The 19,525-nt window shown below is 39.1% G+C and carries 19 protein-coding genes; 11 read left to right on the plus strand and 8 right to left on the minus strand.

Annotation, left to right across the window (positions count from 1 at the left end; genetic code table 11):
* Positions 1-197 precede the first annotated feature (197 nt).
* From J4N46_RS08495 to J4N46_RS08535, 9 genes are all read left to right on the plus strand, one after another.
* Positions 198-1,526, plus strand: a complete 1,329-nt coding sequence (locus tag J4N46_RS08495; RefSeq protein WP_208058943.1) for a lytic transglycosylase domain-containing protein — start codon at positions 198-200, stop codon at positions 1,524-1,526.
* Positions 1,526-2,401 carry a geranylgeranylglycerol-phosphate geranylgeranyltransferase gene (locus J4N46_RS08500; RefSeq protein WP_208058944.1) on the plus strand — a complete coding sequence of 292 codons (876 nt, stop codon included), beginning with the start codon at positions 1,526-1,528 and terminating at the stop codon, positions 2,399-2,401. The genes J4N46_RS08495 and J4N46_RS08500 overlap by 1 nt, the downstream gene beginning before the upstream one ends.
* Positions 2,402-2,478: 77 nt before the next feature.
* Entirely contained in the window at positions 2,479-3,267 is a 789-nt protein-coding gene (locus tag J4N46_RS08505) for a tetratricopeptide repeat protein (protein ID WP_208058945.1), read from the plus strand.
* A 19-nt stretch (positions 3,268-3,286) separates the two neighbouring features.
* Positions 3,287-3,781, plus strand: coding sequence for a 6,7-dimethyl-8-ribityllumazine synthase (gene ribH, locus J4N46_RS08510; RefSeq protein ID WP_009416668.1), 495 nt, complete (start codon positions 3,287-3,289; stop codon positions 3,779-3,781).
* Between the two features lie 30 nt (positions 3,782-3,811).
* On the plus strand, positions 3,812-4,483 hold the full coding sequence (locus tag J4N46_RS08515) for a DUF4294 domain-containing protein (RefSeq protein ID WP_009416667.1): 672 nt from the start codon (positions 3,812-3,814) through the stop codon (positions 4,481-4,483).
* A 34-nt stretch (positions 4,484-4,517) separates the two neighbouring features.
* Positions 4,518-5,243: a DUF4294 domain-containing protein gene (locus J4N46_RS08520; protein ID WP_208058946.1), complete on the plus strand. Its 726-nt coding sequence runs from the start codon at positions 4,518-4,520 to the stop codon at positions 5,241-5,243.
* 69 nt (positions 5,244-5,312) lie between these two features.
* Complete coding sequence (locus J4N46_RS08525; protein WP_009416665.1) at positions 5,313-6,614, plus strand: cation:proton antiporter; 1,302 nt, start codon at positions 5,313-5,315, stop codon at positions 6,612-6,614.
* Positions 6,615-6,646: 32 nt separating this feature from the next.
* Entirely contained in the window at positions 6,647-8,470 is a 1,824-nt protein-coding gene (locus J4N46_RS08530) for a GNAT family N-acyltransferase (RefSeq protein ID WP_208058947.1), read from the plus strand.
* A gap of 65 nt (positions 8,471-8,535) precedes the next feature.
* A complete protein-coding gene (locus J4N46_RS08535) occupies positions 8,536-8,970 on the plus strand; it encodes a DUF4268 domain-containing protein (protein WP_208058948.1) in 435 nt (144 codons plus the stop codon).
* On the opposite strand, the gene rpe is transcribed toward J4N46_RS08535, so the two are convergent.
* The 8 genes from rpe to J4N46_RS08575 all read right to left on the minus strand — a co-directional run bounded on the left by rpe (position 8,965) and on the right by J4N46_RS08575 (position 16,623).
* Positions 8,965-9,615, minus strand: coding sequence for a ribulose-phosphate 3-epimerase (gene rpe, locus J4N46_RS08540; RefSeq protein ID WP_208058949.1), 651 nt, complete (start codon positions 9,613-9,615; stop codon positions 8,965-8,967). The genes J4N46_RS08535 and rpe overlap by 6 nt on opposite strands.
* A 28-nt stretch (positions 9,616-9,643) precedes the next feature.
* On the minus strand, positions 9,644-11,116 hold the full coding sequence (sufB, locus tag J4N46_RS08545) for a Fe-S cluster assembly protein SufB (RefSeq protein ID WP_208058950.1): 1,473 nt from the start codon (positions 11,114-11,116) through the stop codon (positions 9,644-9,646).
* A 156-nt stretch (positions 11,117-11,272) separates the two neighbouring features.
* A complete protein-coding gene (locus J4N46_RS08550) occupies positions 11,273-11,827 on the minus strand; it encodes a TlpA family protein disulfide reductase (protein ID WP_009416660.1) in 555 nt (184 codons plus the stop codon).
* Positions 11,828-11,846: 19 nt separating this feature from the next.
* A complete protein-coding gene (locus J4N46_RS08555) occupies positions 11,847-12,443 on the minus strand; it encodes a phosphoribosylanthranilate isomerase (protein ID WP_236013900.1) in 597 nt (198 codons plus the stop codon).
* Between the two features lie 27 nt (positions 12,444-12,470).
* Positions 12,471-12,947 carry a DinB family protein gene (locus J4N46_RS08560; protein WP_208058952.1) on the minus strand — a complete coding sequence of 159 codons (477 nt, stop codon included), beginning with the start codon at positions 12,945-12,947 and terminating at the stop codon, positions 12,471-12,473.
* 25 nt (positions 12,948-12,972) lie between these two features.
* Entirely contained in the window at positions 12,973-15,264 is a 2,292-nt protein-coding gene (locus tag J4N46_RS08565) for a DUF5682 family protein (RefSeq protein ID WP_208058953.1), read from the minus strand.
* Positions 15,257-16,105: a hypothetical protein gene (locus J4N46_RS08570; RefSeq protein ID WP_208058954.1), complete on the minus strand. Its 849-nt coding sequence runs from the start codon at positions 16,103-16,105 to the stop codon at positions 15,257-15,259. The genes J4N46_RS08565 and J4N46_RS08570 overlap by 8 nt, the downstream gene beginning before the upstream one ends.
* 170 nt (positions 16,106-16,275) lie before the next feature.
* Positions 16,276-16,623: a DUF6922 domain-containing protein gene (locus tag J4N46_RS08575; protein ID WP_208058955.1), complete on the minus strand. Its 348-nt coding sequence runs from the start codon at positions 16,621-16,623 to the stop codon at positions 16,276-16,278.
* Between the two features lie 807 nt (positions 16,624-17,430).
* Here J4N46_RS08575 and J4N46_RS08580 point away from each other — a divergent pair.
* On the plus strand, positions 17,431-18,714 hold the full coding sequence (locus J4N46_RS08580; protein ID WP_208058956.1) for a citrate synthase: 1,284 nt from the start codon (positions 17,431-17,433) through the stop codon (positions 18,712-18,714).
* A 345-nt stretch (positions 18,715-19,059) separates the two neighbouring features.
* Entirely contained in the window at positions 19,060-19,365 is a 306-nt protein-coding gene (locus J4N46_RS08585; RefSeq protein ID WP_208058957.1) for a DUF6922 domain-containing protein, read from the plus strand.
* Positions 19,366-19,525 lie beyond the last annotated feature (160 nt).

Below are 19,525 nucleotides of genomic sequence, written 5' to 3' on the forward strand. Positions count from 1 at the left end.
TAAGCTTTGCCAAAGTTTTTTATATATACCTCACCCTTTGCCAAATACTTTCTACATTGTAGGAGTAAATTGCTATTTGCCTCTACAAAATAAGACTTCTGCGGACTGTATGTGGAACAACGGTGAAAAATAAATTTGTATATCTTAGAAAAAATCATTAGCTTTGTACCCTTGAAAGGCTAAAAAACATATTTGATATGGATTTAAAAAAATATATTATTGCTTCATTAACGGTTTGTGTATCAACTTTTAATACAGTTATAGCACAAAATGCCGAAGGAGCCCATAAAGACACCATCAGGAATAAAAATATTTCAATAACAAATAAAACAGAAGGGCTTAATAAGCTGAATGACAACCCAAAAGCTAAAAAATACGATGAAAAATGGCTACAAGAGTTGTCAAATTCCGATCTTTTCTTCCAAATGAGTGAAGATGTAGCGGCTGTACCTACTGATGTGGATTATAACGAACTTCCTACCGAGGTGCTAAAAGAACGATTGGAGAAACTCAATGAAAAAACACCTTTTAACATTGAATACAACCCCGTATTGGAACAAGTTATAAAGTCGTTTTTGAAAAACAGACGCTCCTCATTGGAACGCCTAATGAGCTTGAGTGATTACTACTTTCCTATGTTTGAACAGGAAATGAGTAACCAAAGAATTCCGTTGGAAATTAAATATTTAGCAATAATAGAGTCGGCTTTAAATCCTAAAGCACGTTCAAGAGCAGGAGCTACGGGCTTATGGCAGTTTATGTATGCTACAGGCAGAAGTTACGGACTGGAAGTGAATAACTATGTAGATGAGCGTTGTGACCCTTTACGTGCTACCAAAGCCGCAGTACGCTACCTCAATGAGCTTTACAAAATATTCGGCGATTGGGATTTGGTATTGGCTGCCTATAACTCAGGTCCTGGTAATGTAACCAAGGCTATGCGCCGTTCCAACGGGAAAACAAATTATTGGAATCTGCGACCCTATCTTCCTAAGGAAACAGCAGGTTATGTACCCGCTTTCTTGGCAACGCTTTATATTTTTGAATATGCCAAAGAACACGGCTTTAAACCCCAAAAGCGCACTAATCACTTGTTTGAAACCGATACTATTAGGGTAAAACAAGCTATACCTTTTAAAAGTATTGCCGATATTACAGGGATGAGTATCCAAGATATTCAGTTTTTTAATCCTTCGTACCAGTTGGATGTGGTGCCTTACGTAGAAGGGCGTAATTACGCTTTGAGATTGCCTATTTCGGAGGTAGGAAAGTTTGTTGCTAATGAAGAGACTATTTATGCTTATTTGAACGAAGAAAAAGCAAAACGCGAAAAACCACTTCCCGAAGTCTTAACAGGCGACCAATACAAATCATCATCTAAAAAAATCACTTATACAGTTAAGAAAAGTGACAATTTAGGTAAAATAGCTACTCGCTATGGGGTGAGTGTTTCAAGTATCAAGCGTTGGAATAGGATTAAAGGAAAGAGTGTACGAGTAGGACAACGCCTCCTAATTTATAAATAATGAAAAAAAAACGTGCCTTGCTAAAACTCTTAGGAGTGTTTTCGCTGGTGCGAGGGTATAATATAGCATTTGTGTGTGTAGCGCAGTATTTAGCAGCTATCTTTGTACTGTCGCACAAGAGTTGGCGTGAGGTAGTGTTTGATGACTCTCTACTGATGCTTGTAATAGCAGGAGCTTTGGCAATAGCAGGAGGTTATATTATTAATGGTTTTTACGATAAAGATAAAGACCTGATAAATAAGCCACTGAAAACAATGATAGACCTGCTCGTAAGCCAAAACACACGCCTAACGCTTTATTTCTTGCTAAATTTTCTTTCAGTAATTGTAGCGAGCTACGTATCTTTTAGAGCTGTATTGTTCTTCTCGGGCTATATATTTGCAATGTGGCTATATTCACATCGCATTAAAAAGTTACTGTTTTTAGGAAATATTACTTCGGCAGTACTTTCTATAATTCCCTTTTTTGCAGTGTTTATTTACTATCGCCAGTTTGATACTGTTATTTTCTTCCACGCTATGGTAATTTACCTGCTAATGCTGATACGAGAATTTACAAAAGATTTGCAAAACATCAAAGGCGATTTAACGCACAACTACGCTACCATAGCCGTAGTATATGGAGAACGCTATGCAAAAGGAATGATAACCCTGATGGTATTGCTTTGCTTTATTCCTGTGTATGTGCTTATTAACTATATGAGTGTAGGTAGGCTGGTGTATTTTTTTGAGTTTATGGTGCTTTACCTACTACTATTTGTAATAGTGCTGTGGAGTAGCCAAAAACAAGTGCATTACGCTTGGCTATATGTGGCTATAAAAGTGCTTATAGTTATGGGTGTATTTGTGCAAGTATTAGGAAATATGCGAGTGTGAGCAAAAAAAAAACTTTTTTTCTTTTTAATTAAAATAAAAGTTGTATTTTTGCCGAACTTTTAATGAAAATTATAAATATGGCAACTTATAAGAAAAACAACAACAGACCTAATAGAAACAGACAAGTTGAAAACTTAGACGAAGAACAAGAACAACAATTGCATACTGAAAGTACTACTGCGGAGGTGTTTGATGCTCTTGATTTAGGTGCTTCAAAATCAGAAGATTTTGTTCGTAATAACCAAAAAACAATTATCGGGGTACTGATAGGGATTGCAGTTATAGGATTAGGCTATTTGCTTTATCAACAATTTGTAAAAGCGCCTAACGAACAAAAAGCGGCTAATGAGTTCTTCTTTGCTCAACAGTTTTTTGACGAAGCTATGCAAGCTACCAATGCCAAAGAGCGCGACTCTCTTTTCAAAGTATCTATCAATGGCGGTGGTGGTAAATATGGCTATAAGCAAATTGCCGAAAACTACAGCGGTACCAAAGCTGCCAACCTTGCTCAATATGGTATGGGTATGGCTTATATGCGCTTGGCAGACTATAATAACGCTATTACACACCTAAAAGCTTTTGATGCCGATGATGATGTGCTGGGTGCTTTTGCTTACGGAAATATAGGCGATGCATATTTGCAACAGAAAAATAATGCTGAAGCATTGAACTACTATAAAAAAGCTTTTGAACATAGCAATAACGACTTTATTACTCCTTTGTACTTGAAAAAGGCTGGTATTGTAGCAACTCTTTCAGGTAAAAAAGAGGATGCGCTTAAATATTACGAGCGTATAAAAGACGAATTTCCTGCTTCTGAAGAAGCTCGTACTATTGATATATTCATCGGAAAAATAAGTGAATAATTAAAGAAATAAGACCGTAGTGGCAACAGAAAATAAAAATTTATCAAATTACGATAAAACAGTAATCCCAAATGCGAAAGCACTTCGCTTTGGGATTATTACTTCGCAGTGGAATGAACGCGTAACCTATGGTATGCGCGATGGTGCTATTGCTACCCTAAAAGATTGTGGAGCAATAGAGGAGCACATTACCTGCTGGGAAGTACCCGGTAGCTTTGAGCTGGTGCACGGGGCTAAACGAATGCTCAGTACGCTTGCCGTTGATGCTATCATTGTGATAGGCTGCGTAATACAAGGCGAAACCAAACACTTTGATTTTGTATGTCAGGGTGTTACTCAGGGTATTGCTCAGCTGAATGCTGCACAAAGTGAAGTGCCTATTATTTTTTGTGTTCTTACCGATAACACTATGCAACAATCGCTTGACAGGAGTGGCGGTAAGCTGGGAAATAAAGGGGTAGAAGCAGCTATTACAGCTATAAAAATGTCCGTTTTAGGTAAAAAAATGGAATAATTTTTGAGGATATATAAGGAAAAAGACTATATGGGACGACTATTGATATTGTTTTATCTGTTGCTATTGCCTTTTACCTTAGTAATTGCTCAGCCTCGTGATACGTTATTTGTATTTGATAAGGAGTTTTATACAGGCGATACAATACGGCTTACAGAGGTGAATCTGTTTGGCAAAGAACGTTCTTTTAGCGATTTAGAGGCTCAAAAACGTTACTTGCTATTGCAACGCCGTGTAAAGAAGGTATATCCTTATGCCAAAATGGCTGCTGATAGACTGAGTGTAATGCAGCATACTATGGATACGATGCAGCGTGCTCGTCAGAAAAAAGTGTATGTAAAGCGCACACAACGTTATATAGAGGAACATTTTACAGATGAGCTAAAAAAATTATCGCGCTCACAAGGGCGTATCCTCATAAAATTGATTCATAGACAAACAGGGCGTACGGCTTATGACCTTGTGCGTGATTTGCGTAATGGCTGGAATGCTTATTGGTATAATAAAACGGCTTGGTTGTACGACTTGTCACTGAAAAAAGGCTACGACCCAATGAATGTAGAAGAAGATTATTGGATAGAGGAAATTCTGCTGCGTGCTATTAGTTCGGGTGAATTGGAAGAGCAAGTCCCTGCCTTGCGCTATGATTTTACAGAACTTACACAACGCCGTTGGCAACGACTAAAAGAAAACAGTCATTAGTTGCTGAGAAAAACATTAAAAAAACCACCAAAATATGAGAACCTTTACTTTCTTCATTTTATTTTTTGCCATCACATTTTCTGCTTTTGGGAAATCTGTGAATTTTGACACCGAATTTTATACTACAAAGGTGCGAGATAGCGTTGTGCCTTCACTAAAAGACGCTAGTGAAGAAGCAAGAGCAACGAGTAAACGCCTTTTGGAGCAAGAAAAGAAGCTGAAAAAGATTGTAGATAGCTTGCTAAGGGCAAAATTCAAAGTAGAATTATTAGAGAAAAAGCCGTATATTATAAGACAGATGAAAAGGGTGTACAAAGTGTATCCTTACGCTGTAATAGCGGCTGATAAAATGCGAGTAATTGAAATGGCATTAGACTCGCTTCGTACAAAAAAAGAAAAAGAGCAATATCTTCAGCAAATGCAACAACATATAGAGTTGCAATTTACAGAACAAATAAAAAATCTTACTCCTGCAGAGGGGCGTATTCTTCTGAAATTAATACACCGCCAAACGGGAAATACAGCATATCAAATTATAGAAAAATTCCGTAGCCATTGGTATGCTTTTAGTGTAGAAAAAGTGGTAACGATGTTTGATATATCACTCCTTGCAGAATATAATCCCGAACAAAATGAAGAAGATTTTTGGCTGGAACTTATAGTACAAACAATGGTAGGCAAAGGAAGATTGGCATCTCAAGAACCATTTGTGAAATACGACCTTTGGAAACTTTATAAGCAAAGGGCAAGGCGTAATTGAAAAAAGTTTTTTAACATTTGATTTTTTTGTATTGAGTTTTTTTGTAACTTTGCCAAAAATAAAGAGACAATGGAGTTATATTACGCTTTTTCGGTGATTATAGTATTGGCGGCTGTGTTTTCGTATGTAAATGTGCGTTATGTGAAATTGCCAATGACGATAGGTATTATGGTGATTGCTATGATAGTATCGGTGGGAATACGACTTTTTGGAGGTGATATTTTTGCAGGACTTACTCATAGATTGGAATCATTATTACAGGGCTTTGATTTTACCGAAATATTGATGGGTGCGATGCTTAACTTCTTACTTTTTGCAGGGGCGTTACACATTAATATATCAGATTTGAAAGCGTTTAAATTGCCTATTATTACTTATGCTACAGTGAGTGTAGTGCTATCGGCTATCTTTATATCGCTTTTGCTTTACTATATAGCTCCTTTGGTGGGGATTGAAATTCCTTACTTATACTGCTTGCTCTTCGGAACACTTATTTCTCCTACTGACCCTATTGTGGTGCTTGGTGTATTAAAACAAGCCAAAGTACCCAAACGTATTGAGGCAAAAATTACGGGTGAATCGCTCTTTAACGATGGGGTAGCGGTAGTAATGTTTGCTGTAGTACACCGCTTGGCTACCGATGCGACTTTTGAACCTTCTTTCAATGCAATTACTAAGTTGTTTTTATTAGAAGCTGGAGGGGGTATCTTCTTGGGGGTACTATTAGGCTGGATAGCTTCTCAAATGATGAAAGCTGCCAACGACTATCACGTGAGCGTGTTACTCACACTTGCCGTGGTAATGGGTGGTTTTTTAATAGCAAAGGCTTCGCACGTATCGGCACCTTTGGCAATGGTGATAGCAGGGCTTTTTATAGGAAATGTAGGTAAAAAGGAAAGTAGCGAAGAAAATAAGGATTACTTAGAGAAGTTTTGGGCGATAGTGGACGAGATAATGAATGCTATATTGTTTTTATTTATAGGTTTCGAGATGTTGTTGATAAACAATTTAGTAGGGCAGTTTTTGCTGGGAGCAGTGGCTATTATTGTTTGCTTATTGGGGCGTGCGCTGGCTATTTATATTCCTGCAAAAACTATTTTGCGCAAAGTGAGTACCTACTCTCGTGGCTCATTGATTACAATGGTGTGGGGGGGCATCAGAGGCGGTGTTTCTATTGCATTGGTGCTCTCTATGAAATCAGATAATTTTGCAATAAAAGAAACACTATTGCAGGTAACTTATATAGTAGTATTGTTTTCTATTTTGGTACAGGGGCTTACTGTGGGTAAGGTAGCTTCTAAGGCGTTGTACAGAGATGAGGTGATGGCAAGACTGAGGAGAATAAAAATGCGTCAGCAAAGAAATAGATAAAACGAATACTACCTGAATAAACCGAAGATAAGATGCAGAAAGATAAAGGATTGGTAAGTGCGAAAGACCTTGCTACTGCCATTAATATGAATAAAATGGGGGCACTTGGCACTTTGGGTGGCTGGGTGCTGATGAAAATGCTTAAGCTGGATAAGCTAAATGCTATTTACAACCGTAATAAGCAGCTGGAAGGTGTTGATTTTCTGAATGCTTTACTTGATGAATTTGAAATAAAATTTGAAATACCCGAAGAGGACTTTAAGAACATTCCTAAAGAGGGTGCTTTTATTACTATATCCAACCACCCATTAGGGGGAATAGATGGTATACTATTATTGAAATTATTGGCAGAAAAGCGCCCTGATTTTAAGATAATTGCTAACTTCTTATTACAGCGCATTAAGCCTCTCTCTCCTTATGTATTGCCTGTGAATCCTTTTGAGGATAGAAAAGATGTGAAAAATAGCGTAATGGGCTTTAAACAGGCAATAATGCACTTGCGTGAAGGTAAACCGTTAGGAATTTTTCCTGCGGGTGAGGTATCGGTGATTAAAAATAAGGATATAGTGGTAGATAAGCCTTGGGAAGAGGCTGCAATGAAATTAGCTCAAAAGGCTAAAGTACCTATAATACCTATCTACTTTCACGCTAAAAACAGTAAATTATTTTACTTTTTGGCAAACTTGAGCGGTACTTTACGCACAGCTAAATTGCCTTCGGAATTGCTTACACAAAAACAACGTACTATAAACGTAAGAATAGGGAAACCTATTACGGTAGCTATGCAGGAAGAGTATAAGCAATTAGATGCATTTACTGATTTCCTACGTAAAAAAACATATATTTTAGCAAATGCTTTTCAGCAGGATAAAAAGCTTTTGCCATTACCAAAAGTGCTAAAAGTAAATAAGTCTGCAGCAACTCCTAAGCAGATAGAAGCACCTATAGCACCTACACTAATAGAACAGGAAATAGCCTATATTACCAAGAAAGACTATCGCTTGCTAAAAAATAACAATTATGAGGTGTTTTTAGCTCCTTATGCCGAAATTCCGAATATAATAAAAGAGATTGGTAGGCTTAGGGAAATTACCTTCCGTGAAGTAGGGGAGGGGACTAATGCTTCTTCGGATTTAGATAAGTTTGATACCTATTACCATCATCTTTTTTTGTGGGATAACGATGCTAAACGCTTGGTAGGGGCTTACCGAATGGGGTTGGGTGCCGAGATTTTTCCTAAATATGGCATAGAAGGCTTTTATACCCACGATTTATTCCGCTTTGAGCCTGAACTATACGATATGATGAGCAAAACCATAGAAATGGGGCGTGCTTTTATCGTATCGGAATATCAGCAAAAGCCTATGCCGCTTTTCTTGCTTTGGAAAGGTATTGCACATACTACTTTGCGCTATCCCGAACATTCGTTTTTGTTGGGAAGTGTGAGTATTAGCAATCAGTTTTCAAACTTTTCAAAGTCATTGATGATAGAGTTTATGAAATCGAACTTTTACGACCCTTATATAGCACAATACGTGCGACCTAAAAAGGCGTTTAAAGTGAAACTGAAGGACGAGGATAAAGACTTTATTTTTGACGAAACCAAAGCCGATTTGAATAAGTTTGATAAAATCATAGATGAATTAGAACCTGGTAGCTTGCGCTTACCTGTACTGATAAAGAAATATATCAAACAGAATGCTAAGGTTATAGCCTTTAATGTAGATCCGATGTTTAATAACTCTGTAGACGGACTTATGTATATTCGGATTTCAGACTTGCCAGAGAGTACAATGAAGCCTGTGATAGAGGAATTTCAAGCTGAATTGGAAGCAAGAGCCAATAGTAGTGAATAAGAGCTGTATTTGATACGGAATAAGTGTGAGCAAATTAAAATAATAAATATTTAACAAGTACTACTTTGTATAGTAAAGCCGAAGCAAAAAAACTACGAGAAGACTTCTGGATTTCTTTTGGAAAGTCTTTTCCTTATAAATGGACACTCTACGATACTAAAATCAAGGATTTTAGTTTTAAGTTTTTATTTGATACTAAAAAAGCGCGGGTACTACTTGCTATTGAAGATAGCAATGTAGATACCCGTGATTTTTATTATAACAAATTGTTGTCATTACAAGCTATTCTTACCAATGATTACCTCCCCAAAGTTGTTTATGATTCTCATTTGGTGTTAGATAATGGTAAAGAAATCAGTGGTGTGTATGTAGAGTTAGAAGGGGTAAGTATTCATAATAAGGCTACTTGGCAACAAACAATGGTATTTTTGTACGATACAATGCTGCAATTTGAAGCCTTTTGGGCAGAGTATAAAGATATTATACAAGAAGAACTATAGTCCTATCTTTTTAAGCTCGCTGATGGTGAGTGCAGGGTTGGGCGCACTAAAAATAAAACTACCAGCTACTAAGGCATCAGCACCTGCTTTGATGAGGGCTTGTGCATTATTGAGGGTAACACCTCCATCGATTTCTATAAGTGCATTAGAGCCCGATTCTACTATGAGTTTTTTAGCTTGTTGCACCTTTTTATAGGTGTTTTCTATAAACTTCTGTCCGCCAAAGCCTGGGTTTACACTCATTAGGAGCACTTCATCTACATCTTCAATAATATCTTCCAATACCGCTACAGGGGTATGAGGGTTAAGAGCTACCCCAGCTTTCATACCTTCAGCCTTAATAGCCTGCAATGTGCGGTGCAGGTGCGTACAAGCCTCGTAATGAACCGTAAGAATGTCACTACCCAGCTTGGCAAAAGTACTGATATAGCGATCGGGGTCAATAATCATAAGATGCACATCTAAAGGCTTTTTAGCATGTTTTTTGATAACTTCAAGCACAGGCATACCATACGAGATATTAGGCACAAATACGCCGTCCATAATATCTATATGAAACCAATCAGCTTCGCTATTGTTTACCATTTCAATAGCCTGCTGTAGGTTGCCAAAGTCGGCGGCTAATAATGAGGGTGAGAGTATCATATTTTGATAATTAATGATTAATAAGTTGTTATCCTACACTTCCTTCCAATGAAATCTCTAAAAGTTTTTGAGCTTCTACAGCAAATTCCATAGGAAGTTTGTTCAGTACCTCCTTACCAAAACCATTTACGATAAGCGAAATAGCTTTTTCGGTATCAATACCACGTTGGTTGCAGTAAAAAATCTGGTCTTCACCTATTTTAGAAGTAGTAGCTTCGTGTTCTATTTGGGCAGTAGGGTTTTGAGCCTCTATGTAAGGAAATGTATGAGCACCACAATCGTTACCCATAAGCAAAGAATCGCATTGTGAGAAGTTACGTGCATTTTGGGCACGTGGAATAACTTTTACCAGTCCGCGATAGCTATTTTGTGATTTTCCGGCTGAAATACCTTTAGAAATAATAGTAGATTTGGTATTATTGCCCAAATGTATCATTTTAGTACCTGTATCAGCTTGCTGAAAGTGGTTTGTAACCGCTATAGAGTAAAATTCGCCTATAGAATTATCCCCTTTTAGCACTACCGAAGGGTATTTCCACGTAATAGCCGACCCAGTTTCTACTTGTGTCCAAGATATTTTAGCGTTTTTCTCGGCTAAGGCGCGTTTAGTAACGAAGTTGTACACCCCACCTTTACCATCTTTATCACCAGGGAACCAGTTTTGTACGGTAGAATATTTTATTTCGCCACCTTCCATAGCAATGAGTTCTACCACAGCCGCGTGTAGTTGGTTTTCATCGCGCTTGGGGGCTGTACAACCTTCTAAGTACGACACGTACGAGCCTTCATCTACGATAAGCAACGTGCGCTCAAACTGACCAGTACCAGCCTGATTGATACGGAAATAAGTAGATAGCTCCATAGGGCATCGCACTCCTTTAGGCACATAACAAAAAGAACCATCCGAGAAGACTGCCGAGTTTAGTGCCGCATAAAAATTATCAGTTTGAGGTACAACCGTACCCAAATATTTACGCACCAAATCAGGGTGTTTTTGGATAGCTTCCGACATTGAGCAGAAGATAATACCACGCTCTGCCAATGTTTTTTGGAACGTAGTAGCTACCGATACCGAGTCCATAACCACGTCCATCGCTACCGCAGGTTTTTCCTCTTCTACACCTGCCAATCGCTTTTGCTCTTCTAGTGAAATACCCAATTTTTTAAAAGTGTCCAGCAGCTGAGGGTCTACCTCGTCAAGACTGTTGAGCTTTGGTTTTTGTTTAGGGGCAGAGTAGTAAGCAATATCCTGAAAGTCAGGAGTTTCAAAGCTAACATTAGCCCAATGTGGGGGTACATCCATAGCCTTCCAAGCTCGGTAAGCCTGCAAGCGCCATTCGGTCATCCATTCAGGTTCATTTTTCTTTTTAGATAAGGCTATTACCACCTCTTCACTAAGCCCTTTGGGAAAGGTATCCGATTCTATATCAGTGTAAAAGCCGTATTTATATTCGTTATTTTCTAATTCTTGTTTAAGTTCCTCTTCTGTGTATTTAGCCATTTCTCTGTAGTATGTTATTAATTAAAATAGACAGCCTTGTGTTGCGTAATAAAAACGACTATAATGTCTATTATTGGGTGCAAAGGTAATATTTTAGATTGAATTTAAAATATCTATACGCTTATTTTTTTTGATAAAAGATTGAAAAAACTAATATTACTGCACTATTAGGCTATCTATCAGCTCGTGTACCTTATCGCTGTTCCAGCGAGCAATCCCTTGTTTTTCAGCACGTAAGTAGCCGTTTTTGTCTAAGATATACCCCGATGGTATCTCTTCAGGGTCGAAAGGAATGTTTTTTTCTTGCATAATTAGGTAAGTAACCTTAAAGTGGAAATTGCGTTTTTGCATCATCTCCTCTACAGGTGCGGGTAGCTCGTTGGTAATGATATAGAAATCTACTTTGTCTTTATAAGAATCGTACAGTTTTTCCACTGCGTAAAGGTCGGCGATACTGATAGCTCGCCAAGAAGCAAAGTAATACACAAAAGCAGGTTTGCTACCTTTGCTTGCAAAGTAAAATTCCTCATTATTGCGTTCTTTGAGTTTCCAGTTGAAGTTGTACTGTTTTGCCTCGTTGGCAGGAATAATATCTACCCCACTGGCAAAAATACGCTGTAGCAATATCTTGCTTTCGTAGCCTAAGGGAGTAACGAAAAATGAAATAACAAACAGAATTAGTAGCAGGTTTAAGATAGTACTTTTTTTCATTTGGGTTTGTATTTTTTGTTTATTGAAAGTGCTTTATAAATTCCCTCACACGTGCCACCTCCTTCTCACCAGGTGAGGTTTCAAATTTGCTGTTGATATCGAGTGCAAAGATAGGAATTTTTGTAGACAACAAGGCTTTTATTGGCTTAATTTCGCTCAATCCGATGCCACCACTCAGGAAAATAGGCTGCTTATAAGGATAGTTACTTAGCAAATCCCAGTTAAATACAGTGCCGTTGCCCCCGTAGTTTGCTCCTTTGGTATCAAATAGGAAGTAATCGGTAACAGATAGGTAAGGCGCAAGCGGTTCAAAATGAGCCTTATCGCCTATGGCAAAAGCCTTAATAATTGCAAGTTGTGGGTATGCCTGTTTCAGCTGTTGGCAAAACGCAGCAGACTCATCGCCGTGTAGTTGCAAGGCATTGAGCTGATAAGTATTTATCTTCTCCTCTATATATTGCAAGGAAGCATTCACAAAAACGCCTACTTTTTGTATAGTATCGGGTAGAGTAGGGAGGCTGCCACTGCAAAAGCGCGGTGAGGGCGGATAGAAGATAAACCCCATATAGTCAGGGTTAAGTGCCGCTATATCGCCGATGTTTTGCGGTTGCCTCATTCCGCATACTTTTATTTTTACCATTTGTTACGCTCTCTTATGTTGTGAGATAGCACACTTCAGTGCCAATACACTGCCCAAGTGTACCCCTTCGTGTGAGATGTTGAAGTAAATAGCTTCTTCTATGTTGTTCAGTTCGTATTCTATGCCCGTTACATAGTGGTTATAGTGCTGAAAAATCCCTTTATTGTAGTCGGTTTCCAGCTGAGTAACGGTACTGATAAGCAACGTTTTTACCTCGTCAATCTCCTCTTGGGTAGGGATATGCCCATCGGGAACAGTTCCTTTGCGGTAACGCTCTGTAAATTCGGCACTTATGTGCGTAGGCAAACCACTATTGCCATAGCAATACAGCTGCTGGGTAACCACACAATGCGCCAAGTTCCAAAGAATATTATTTTTAAAGCCCGCAGGGATAATAGCCAATTCTTCGGGGGTAAAACTATTGAGCAGCTTGAGCTGTCGCTCGCGTAGTTTTCTGTAGAGTACAAATACTTCTTTCATTTTATAGTTATTTTTTGGTTATGAGTTAAAAATCAAAGTCAAAGTCGTTCAGCTCGTCTAATTTTGAGGTTTCTGTTTCGTTAAGTATTTCTTGAAGTCGTTCAGCTGTAGTCTCTTTGTTAGTGCCCCATAGTTCAGCCAGCAGTTCGCCAATGCTGTTTTTTTGGTTAGGCTCAAAGCTCGCAAAGGCACGGCGCAAGAACACTACCGAGCGCATAAATTGTTCCTCGTCTAATTGTTTGATGTAATTATCCAATTCGCGCCATATTACAGTGCGCGATAGCAGCGCATAGCGGTTACGCCCCGAAAAGCCCTCAAACCAAGCAGCCCCCAAGTCGGCGGGCGTACCTGCCGATAGGCGGCATGATACCTCACGAGCGCAATCCTCTTCAGTAGCAAGGTTGTGTTCTAAAAGAATAGCAAAGGCAGTACCCGATAGTTTGGTATTCAGGTCATCACGCCATGCAAGGTGGGTGAGTTCTTTTTGCCAAGTTTCGGTATCTACTATTTCGTATTGTTGTTCAGCGATAACTTCCATTACATTCATAGCCTCAACAATAGGTTTTGAAGCTTTATCATCGCAAGTAGCCGCATCGCATAGCAAGAGAGCAGCGCGCAAGAAAAGCTGTTGTAGTATCGGTTTTAGCGGTTCGAGGTTAAACTGACGAAGGTCGCCGTATTGTATTAGTACCGATAGCTCTTGGGCAGCAAGAGCCGTTTCGCTAAAGCTGTTGGTATCTACCAAAAGGCGTTGTAAGGTAGTGAGAGCATTGGTAAAAATATCGCTGAGCTGGCATTGGCACGTTTGGCGTATGATTTTGGCTACAAGTGCTATATTTTCGCACTCGTTTAGCTGTTCTTTTAAAGAATAAGCAGCTGCAATTTCTAAGGTTTCACCTTTTAGGTTGGCTTCTACAATTTCTATTTCTACTTCGGGCGACCATTGTAGTACCCATTGTTCTGCCCACGAAGCTTTATCTTGTGTAATTTGTTTTTTAGAGGCAAAGTGAATACCCAAAGCCTCTAAGCGGTGTAAGAAAGTAGAGCGATTCAGGTCTATAAACGCTGCTTCTTTAGTTTTTACTTTGATGTTTTCGCGAAGGTCGAGGGTGAGGTCTTGTGCTACTGCCGATTTGTAGTTAGTAAGTTTTAGGCGTTTCAGTTCTTGGTTTACATCTTCCTGCACAGGAGTCTGACTTACGCCTTCGGGCAAGCTACCAATAGCCGTACCTATATCTACTTTGTTGATAGCTTCTGCCACCCCCGATAGCCCGCCTCCGCCAAAGCAGGTAACCACAGCATCGTGAAGGTCTTCCAGCACAGGGTAAGCGCCCCCTTTCATTGCCGAGAGCACATTGGCAAGGCGTACCGCTTCAATAACACTTGCCGAAGAGGCATTTTGCCCCTGAGCGCGTAGGTGTTGTGCTACTTTGGTGAGGTAGGTAGCTGCCAAATCGTCAAAAGAGTCATTTTGCATAGCCCGCCACATCAGTTCGTAGTAGTAAGGAGCATTGTTGCCCGCTCCGTAGCCCGTGCGGCTGCTTAGGCGTAAATACGAATAAGGCATTAAGGTAAGTTGCGAAGTAGCTTTGGGCAACTTTTTAAGTTCGTCATCACTCATTGGGGGCAATTCATTTTGTACCCCCATCAGGTGATAAGCCCCCACGATTACCACTATTTCTTCAGGTTTAAACTCTTTTAGAGCTTTTTGTATTTCACGTTTCATATAAGCCTCACGGATAAGGTTATACGAAAAGTCAAAAGGAGCTTCTTCTTGTTCTTTATCCACTACCATTTTTCGCATTTCTTCAGATTGCAAGGCGAGGGTAGGGGCAAAGGTATTAGGTTGTAGATTGTGCTCGTAGTTGCGTTCCCAATAGTTTTCGTAGTCGGTTTCGCCACTTTGTTCGGCTACTTCTTTGTAAAGTTGGTTGTGATAGCGGTAAAAATTATGAGCTTTTAGGTTTTCCTCTTCATTTTTAGGTTGTTCTTGGCGCAGTTTGAGCATATTTTCCGAAGGAAGGTCTATAAAACGCAGTGTAACCTTCTTTTTTACCCCCCAGCATATCGCTTGGTATTCCGGCGAATATGACGCAAAGGGGTATAGTACCGTTTCTATAGGCAGTTCGGTAGTATAACCCAGCATAGCGATAGGCGGTTTTACGTTTTTTTGAGCGATTTGTGCCATTAGAGGGGTCGCATCGCTGGGACCTTCTATCAAGATACATTTAGGCTTGTGTTTTTCTAAAAATTCTATGAGGTGGTATGCGGCACTGGGGGAAAGGTGTCGTACCCCAAAATAGTGAATGTTACTCATAATATTCTAAAGTACGTTCTATAATTTGCAGCGGAGTGCCGTTGATGTAAGTAGTTTTGCTTGTCCAATTGCCGTGAGCGTCATATACATAGCTATAAGTAACTATATTTTTCTCTTTTTTAGGGATTTTTATATGAGCTTCTAAGCTGATACAGTCGTTATTTTCGTTGTATTTGCGTTTTACGGTGCTTAAAAGGTCGTTTTTGCTGTTGTAATTGCGTGTTTGTACTACTAAATGTTGTTTGTTGTATTTGTTTTTTTCAGCTTGTAGCAAAGAGCCGTCATTAGCAAGGTATTTTTTTTCAATAGCGTCTCCTTTTTTGTCGTAAGCATATACAATACTACCTTCTAAAGAGTTCATACGGTAGGTATCTTCTTGGGTAACGTTGCCATTTTCGTCACGTTGGTAGTTGTAGTGGCTTTTTAGAAAGCCCCCAGGTGAGTAAGTAGCTTCTTTAGTGAGGTAGCCTTCGGGCGAATAAGCATACATTGTTTTGTCGGAGTTATAGCGAGACACGATAAGCTGTTTGCCTTCGTGAATATAGTGGTTTTCCATACGCCCATAAAGTTCGCCGTTTTGTAAGAAGAAGCGAGTTTGGGTAGTATAACCTTCGGGGTTGTAGTCTTTTTGGAGGTTATCGAGGTTTGCAATTTTAGCTACCGTATCAAGGTCGGTTTCTATAGCAGCCTTTTTGCCGTTAGCCACAGTATAGGGGATAGCGCGCAAGCTTTTTACTTTGCCTTTGAGGTTGCTAAGTTGTAGGTCGGTAGTAGGGTAGTGCATATTTTGTGCAGATACACTTGTAGCGATAGCCACTAGCAGAAAAGTAATGTATTTCATCAATGATATTTTTTAATTGAACACCGCAAAGGTACGAAAATAATCATAAATGACAAATGATAAAAATTAGTTGTTAGTTTTTTGCTAATTTAAAATTCAAAATTCGCCAAACCTTCAGGGAAGATAAGGGGAAGATAAGGGGTGAGTGGGGGAGAATTATGAATTATGAATTATGAATTTTGAATTGGGCACAAGCTGCAAGCTTGCGCCAGCGGGGCAATTTCTTTTGAGGTGCTTCTACTGCTTTGTTTTCTTCTACTCTCATACAAATACAATTTTGTATAATAGTTCACACATATATCATCTACTTCCGTTGATCTTTCAACTGCTTCTTTTATTTCTTGTAATGAAAAATTATCTTCTATAAAACGTATTTCTTTATCTGTTCCTCTCATTAAAACTCTACCAATGATGAAAATTTTGTCCTTTTCTATATCCAATTCTTCAAAACGACAATCCCAAAACACTCGTGGGTGTATGTGAGCTTTAAATTCTTTATCTAAATCGGTGTTATTCATAACATATTTATATTTTTTGCAAAGATACAAAATAATGTTTAATGCGCTACACTGAGGCTGTCCGAAAAGTTTTAAAAGCACGATTACGCCACACACTTTGGCAAACTTTCAGAGTTTGCCAAAGTTAATTGCTCTTATAATTGCACCACACTTGCGCCACACCTCCCCCTTTTGAAGGAAGTCCGCGAGCTGGCGCAGCGGAGTATGTGTTAAGGGGGGATGTTAATTAATCACTCTGATAATCAATCACTTTTATTCACATTGTAGGGGCGATTGGCAAATCGCCCTTACGAAACAAAACTTTTCGGACAGCCTCTTTTTCTAGAACATCACCTCTCCAAGTCCCAAAAATCTGCCTGTGCGGCTCGCACTCCCCAAAGTCCTACAAGTCCCAAAAGTCCCATCAATTCAAAATTCAAAATTCTTCTCATCGAACCTTGAGTGAACCTTGAGCGAAGGTTGAGCGAAGGTTGAGCGAAGGTTGAGCGAAGGTTGAGCGAAGGATAAGCAGTGGGGGGGGAAGCTTGTGCCAGCGGGGGGGGTAGTAACTTAGAATGGTTTTAAATTTTGCGATTGCAATAAAAAAATAATACCTTCTTTTTTGCGAATAATGCAACAACAACCCTCTTAAATTATTGATATTATATTTTTCTAAATATTTATGCTATATTTATTATAAAATACTAAAAACGTAACTTTTTAGCTGAAAAAAATATTTTTATTTATTATTTTTTCTTTCAAAATATTTTCGTACCTTTGCGAATGAAAATTAAAAAATAGTAAATAACCCCAAAAAACATTACCACTATGGAAAATACAGCAAAATTAATTCTTGATGGCAAAGAATACGCTTTCCCTATTGAAGTAGGTTCTGAAAACGAAAAAGCTATCAATATTGAAAAGTTACGTGCCTTGACGGGCTTTATAACTTTAGACTCTGGCTTTAAAAACACAGGTGCCTGCAAAAGCGCAATTACTTTCCTTGATGGCGAACGCGGTATCCTGCGCTATCGTGGCTATAATATAGAAGACCTTGCCGCTCACGCCGAATTCTTAGAGGTGGCTTACCTGCTCATCTTCGGCGAACTGCCCACTGCCGAACAATATGCGGACTTTAAGAAAACTATCCACAAATATACCCTCATTCACGAGGATATTCGCCATATTTTGGACGGTTTCCCACGCTCGGCACACCCTATGGGCGTACTTTCTTCGCTCACCAGCGCCCTTACTGCCTTCAACCCTGTTCCTGTAGATGTTAATTGCCCCAAAGATGTCTATCAGGCTGTTTGTAAGGCTATTGCTAAAGTTACAATCGTGGCTACGTGGGTGTACCGCAAGCGCGAAGGCTTGCCTGTAAATTACTACAACAACTCTATGGGATATATAGAAAACCTCTTGCAGCTCTTCTTTGCTATCCCTACCGAAGATTATAAAATTAACCCTACTGTGGTAAGGTCGCTTAACAAACTTCTTATCCTTCACGGCGACCACGAACAAAACTGCTCTACCTCTACTGTACGCCTCGTAGGTTCGTCAGAAGCTGGACTTTTTGCAAGTATATCCTCTGGGGTATCAGCCCTTTGGGGGCGACTACACGGCGGCGCCAACCAAGCTGTGATAGAAATGCTACAAGAAATAAAAGACGATGGTGGCGATGTAGATAAATTTATACGCAAAGCTAAAGATAAAAACGACCCCTTCCGCTTAATGGGCTTCGGACACCGTGTGTATAAAAATTTTGACCCTCGTGCCAAAATCATTAAAGTAGCTGCCGATGAGGTACTACACGCCTTGGGTATCTCCGACCCTATGCTGGACATCGCTAAACATTTGGAAAAAGTAGCTCTTGAAGATGACTACTTCAAATCACGCAACTTGTACCCTAATGTAGATTTCTATTCAGGCATTATTTACAAAGCCTTAGGAATGCAGTTGGAAATGTTTACCGTACTCTTTGCTATAGGCAGGCTACCAGGGTGGATTGCACAATGGAAAGAAATGCGACAAGGCGGCGAACCTATAGGACGACCACGCCAAGTGTATGTGGGTGCCAAAGAAAGAACCTTCGTGCCTTTAGCTGACCGCTAATCTATTCTGAACTTGGAATAGGGTTACTAAAATACTTTTATACTTTTTTTAATCCTCACCCCCGTTCCCCCGCTCCAAAAGAGAGGGGGGAGCGGGGGTGAGGAATTATGAATTTTGAATTATGAATTTTGAATTGAGGGTGTCCGAAAAGTTTTGTTTTGTGAGGGCGATTTGCAAATCGCCCCTACAATTTGAATAAAAGTGATTGATTATCAGATGAATTATGAATTATGAATTTTGAATTTTGAATTGGCACAAGCTGCAAGCTTGCGCCAGCGGGGGCTCTACCTAATAACGATTAGCCTCATTAAATATTATTTCTTATCTTTGCAAAAAAATATATTTATGAATAGCACCGATTTAGATAAAGAATTTAAAGCCCATATACACCCACGTGTGTTTTGGGATTGTCGTTTTGAAGAATTAAGCCTGAAAGATAGCAAATATTTTATGATAGCACGTACACTGATGCGAGGAACAGACAAAGAAATAGATTTTATAGAAACACATTTTTCATTAGAAGATATTTTAAAAGCTGTAGAACGTTCTCCTGAAGCAGATGCTGTTTGTAAAAATTACTACCAATACATTTATAAATATGTTACTGAAAAACAACAAAGCATTAGAAGCACCTCAAAAGAAATTGCTTAAAGAGTTAATGAGTTTGGAAGCCTTAGCAGACTATTGTTTGGTGGGAGGAATTGGCGAAATCACAAAGAATGTTAAAATTTTATGGTGGTGAGAGAAAATGTTGTATCTTTGCGGCGGAATATAGTGTATTCTTTACTGTATTCTTGTTGTAAAAATAAAA

Origin of the sequence: Capnocytophaga bilenii (genome assembly GCF_017565765.1) — a bacterium.
GTDB lineage: Bacteria > Bacteroidota > Bacteroidia > Flavobacteriales > Flavobacteriaceae > Capnocytophaga > Capnocytophaga bilenii.